At 69.7% G+C, this 4,254-nt stretch carries 3 protein-coding genes; all 3 read right to left on the bottom strand.

Annotated features, from left to right (window positions below; all coding sequences use genetic code 11):
* Nucleotides 1-2,181, bottom strand: a 2,181-nt coding sequence (locus WBB14_RS03095; RefSeq protein ID WP_424238520.1) for a PEP/pyruvate-binding domain-containing protein, incomplete at its 3' end; no start/stop codon positions are given.
* The gene (locus WBB14_RS03090; RefSeq protein WP_424238519.1) at nucleotides 2,178-2,828 is read right to left on the bottom strand and encodes a TetR/AcrR family transcriptional regulator; all 651 of its coding nucleotides are present in this window, start codon (nucleotides 2,826-2,828) and stop codon (nucleotides 2,178-2,180) included. The genes WBB14_RS03090 and WBB14_RS03095, both read right to left, overlap by 4 nt.
* Before the next feature lie 83 nt (nucleotides 2,829-2,911).
* On the bottom strand, nucleotides 2,912-4,069 hold the full coding sequence (locus WBB14_RS03085) for an NAD(P)H-dependent flavin oxidoreductase (protein WP_424238518.1): 1,158 nt from the start codon (nucleotides 4,067-4,069) through the stop codon (nucleotides 2,912-2,914).
* Between the last annotated feature and the right edge of the window lie 185 nt (nucleotides 4,070-4,254).

Below are 4,254 nucleotides of genomic sequence, written 5' to 3'. Positions count from 1 at the left end.
GGCGTATTCGGCGATGACGTCCAGATCCGGGCTTGCGGCCCAGGATTCCAGCTGAGCGCGGCGCAGGGTGGCGCGGCGGCCGGCGGCCGCGGGCGCCAGCCTGGTCTCGGCGAGCGCGAAGAGTTCGGTGGCAGTCAGATGGAAGATATCGTCGGCGGCGCTCAGCCCTTCCGGCCCGGTGTAGCGCCGGCCCAGCGCCAGGGCGCTGTTGCGCGCCGCCGCAAGGTAGGCCACCAGCACGCTGCGCGCGGCCTCGCGTTGCGCGCCTTCGATACGGGCGGCGGCCAGCAGTTTGGCGGCCAGCGGGCGCTGCCAGAGGGGCAATGCCGCGCGTAGGCGCTGCCGGGCCTGGCTTGCCGCGCTGTCCTGCCGGGCGCGCAAGGCGGCAAGGTCGGCGCCGCCCAACCGCAGCACGCTGTCCAGCAGGTAGCCCGGATCCTCGCGCCAGCGCGGGTTGCGCAGATAGGTTTCATAAACGGCGCGGTGGCCATACTGGCGCAGGAAGTCGGCGAAGGCCCGTTTGAAGGGGCTGCCGTCCGGCAAGGCGCTCTGCCAGCCCGCGCTGTCGCGCGCCGGATCGCGCAGCCAACGCATGGCTTGCGCATCGGCGGCGGCCAGCCCGGCCAACGCCATCAGGGCGTAGCCTTGCGCCGCGGTCACGCTGGGTTTGCCGCCGGCCATCAGCGCGGCCGTGAGCGCATGGCCTTCGCCCGGTCTAGCCTTTTCCACCAGCTCCAACAGCTTATGCAGCGCGCCGCCGCCCGAGCCTTGCAGGAAGAAAAGTTCGTCCGCCGCCATCACCGTGCTGAGCTGCTCCCGCAGGCGCGCGCCCAGCTCGGCGTTGGACTGGGGCGCGGGCTCGTCCAGCCAGGCCTGGGCGCGGGCGAACAGGCGCGGCAGATCCTGCTCCGCCTGCTTGCGCAAGGGCGCCGCGCGGCGCAGGTAGCGCAGGATGCGCGCGCCATGCCGCAGGCGTTGGACCAGCGTCAAGGGCGGCACCGCGATCTCGGGCTGAGGGCCGCCCAACAGGGCGTTCATGGCCTTTGGCGGCACGCCCAGCGCGTCGTAGCCGACCCATTGGATGACGGAGGCGTCCAGATAGACGCGGCCCTGGAACAGCGCCGCCAGCCGCACGCCCGGCAGGGTGGAATAGCCACTGAGTTCGAAACCCGTGGTCAGCATGCGTTGCGCCATGACCCGCCCCGTGTCCCATTCCAGCGCCGACATGGCCTGGGGCAGCACTTCGCGGGTGTTGCCGCGCGACCAATAAGCGGGTTGCGCGCGCAGCGCCGGATAGGTGTGGCGCGCCGCCACGGTGATGGGGCGGGCCTGCACGATCCAGAACCTCTGCCCATCCCAGGCCCACTCGATGTCGTAGCCGCCGCCGGCATAGTCCAGCGCGCGCGCCGCGTCGCGCACGATATCGCCCAAGGCTTCGGCCTGCGCGTCAGTCAGCACGGCCTGGGCCGCGCGCGCGGCGGGTGTGGGCGCAAGCACGGTGCCCGAGGCGGCGGCGGGCTGGCTGGCGTGGCGCTTGGCGCCGGTGCGGCGCCCGGCCAGCGGCCAAGCCTGGCGCAGATAGTCTTCGCGCAGGCGGTATTCGTCGCCTTCCGCTGCGCCGTTGACCAGCGATTCGCCCAAGCCCCAGTTGGCGTGGATGAGCATCTCGTCATGCCGTCCCGACACCGGGTCGATGGTGAAGGCGATGCCGGACGCGACCGCGTCGATCAGCGGCATGACGACCACGGCCATGCCGGCGGGGGTCGGTCCCAGTCCCAGGCCCAGTTTCTGCCGATAGGCGCAGGCCTGCGGCGTCCACTGCGAATCCCAGATCTGCCGGACGGCGTCGATCGCCGCTTCGGCGCCGCGCACGTTGAGGCAGGACAGATGGATGCCCGCGAACGAAGCGCCCGCTGAGTCTTCCAGGGGGGCGGAAGAGCGCAAGGCCAGCGGCCGCTCGAGCCAGCCGCGCGCGGCCAGCTCATCGCGCAGGGCCTGGGCCACGGCGGGCGGCAGCGCCTGGCCTAGCTCGCGGTTCAGGCTGAGCGGGGCTGGCAGCACGAAGCCGTCTGGCACCGGCACGCCCAGTTGCGCCATGCGGCCCAATTGCCAGCCCTTGCCGCCCGCGGCCTGGGGGCCGGCCAGGGCTGCGCCGGCCCAATCCAGCACGGCGCCAGTCATGCCACGGCCTCGGACGCCACGCCGTGCACGAAGAGGCTGATGGCGGCATCGAACTCCGTCTTCAGGCTGGCGCCGGGCAGGTCCAGCCAGCGCAGCATCGCGCCCAGGTACAGGAATTGGAGCTGGTGGGCCAGTTGCCCGGCCGCAAGATCGGTGCGCGCCTGGCCCGCGGTCTGCGCCTCTGCGATCAGCGCGGTGAACAGCGCCTGCATGCCACTGCGCGGATAGCGGTCGTCGTCGCATTTGCCCGGCTGCAGCGTGGACAGACGGTAGCGCAGGTATGGACCCAGATAGGCGCGGTGCGATTCGGACCAATGCGCCGAAGCATGCAGTATCCGCGTCAGGCGTCCCGCGAGCGTGGGCAGCGCGTGCAGAGCGGGCCGGAGTTCTTGCAGGCTGGCGGCCAGTTCGCCATGGAAGCGGTGCGCAAGCAAGGCTTCCTTGACGGGGAAATGGTTGTAGAGCGTGCCCTTGGACACGTCCGCCTGGGCCGCGATCTGTTCCATGGTGATCGCGTCATAGCCCAGCGCTTCGAACAGGCGCCAGGCCGTCTGCGCCAGGTGGTCCAGGGTCTGCAGGCGTTTGCGTTCGCGGCGCCCGGCCTCGGGCGTGGCGGATTCGGGGGGAGTGGAGGCCGAAGAGTCCATGGTCACAAAATAATTGAACGACGAATAATATTATACGTCGTTCAATTATGTTGGAATATCCGCCCGAGGCAGGACTTGCCGTCTCAAGCCGTGGCGGGCATCTCGCCGTGCAGCAGGTAGTCCATCAATTCACGCACCGAGCGCATGGCGTTGCCAAAAGGCAGCTTGGAGGCGCCGCGGAAGAACAGGCCGCGGCTGACTTCGCCGCGCATCGCTGCCGCCAGCTTCAGGTCGATGCAGAACTGGCCGAAGCGCGAGAGGCCGTCGCGCAGCCCGCATTGCGTCAGGCAGTCCATGCGCTGGCTGCAGCGCCGCGCGTCGCAGCGGGTGTTGGCCTGCAGGGTTTTTTCCTGGCGCAGATAGCGCGTCAGCCACGGCGTTTCCACGGCGCGCGCGGGCAGGCCAGCCACGCTGGTGAACTCGGCCAGCTTGTCCGGATCGGCGTCGATCAGCACGCGCTTGAAGTTCTCGTGCGCATCGCCTTCCTGGGTGACGGCAAAGGCCGTGCCGACCTGTACGCCGTCGGCGCCGTTGGCCAGCCAATGGCGCACCTGCTCGTGGCTGCCCACGCCGCCCGCCACGATCAGGCGGGGTGCGTCGGAGCCCAGCGCCAGTTCCTGGAACAGCTTGTGGCAATCGGCCAGCACGTGCTGGAAGTCGAAGCGTTGGTTGTGGATGTCGTCCAGGCGGGCCGCGCCCAGATGGCCGCCGGCATAGCCGGGATGCTCGATCACCACGGCGTCGGCCATACGGCCCTTTTTCATCCATTTCTTCAGCACAACGGCCACGCCACGCGCCTCGGACAGGATGGGGACGAGCGCCACCTTGGGGTAGTCGGCGGTCATTTCCGGCAGGTCCAGCGGCAGGCCGGCGCCCATGACGATGGCCTGGGCGCCGCTTTCGCAGGCCTGACGCACCAGGGCCGGATGGTCGCGCACCGCCTTCATCACGTTCACGGCCACCAGGCCGCGGCCTTGCGCCGTGTCCAGCGCCGCGCGCACTTCGCGGTCCAGCGCGACCTGGTTGGCGCTATCGATGACGTCTCGGTCATGGCAGCGCTCGGTTTTTTCCAGTAGATCGGGATGGTGATGGCGCAAATCCACACTGGCGATGGTGCCCATGGCGTTCTGGCTGGCGACCGCGCCGGCCAGGCGATGGGCGGATACGCCGACGCCCATGCCGCCCTGGACGATGGGCAGCAATTCGCGTCCGGCGAGGGTGAGTGATTTGAACCACGTCATGATGAGTCTTTCCTCTTTTCAAGTGGACAGAGGCTAGAGCAAGGGGGAGAGAGTCGCCTTGCGCAGGATCAAGCGGAGCAGTACCCCGCTCAGCGATAGGCGAACTCCTCGAACCATTGCATCAGCAGCGCCAGGGCCGGCGCGCCGAGCGCGCGTACCGGCGGCGCGTCGGGCGAGCGCCGCGC

Origin of the sequence: Achromobacter sp. (genome assembly GCF_049647645.1) — a bacterium.
Taxonomy (GTDB): domain Bacteria; phylum Pseudomonadota; class Gammaproteobacteria; order Burkholderiales; family Burkholderiaceae_B; genus Achromobacter.
Note: the sequence above shows the minus strand (reverse complement) of the source record. Positions and strands in the feature narration are given on the sequence as shown.

What these genes read in the sequence shown, in the direction of transcription:
- WBB14_RS03090 (WP_424238519.1), bottom strand. Translation starts at nt 2,828, where the DNA reads ATGGACTCTTCGGCCTCCACTCCCCCCGAATCCGCCACGCCCGAGGCC.
- WBB14_RS03085 (WP_424238518.1), bottom strand. Translation starts at nt 4,069, where the DNA reads ATGACGTGGTTCAAATCACTCACCCTCGCCGGACGCGAATTGCTGCCC.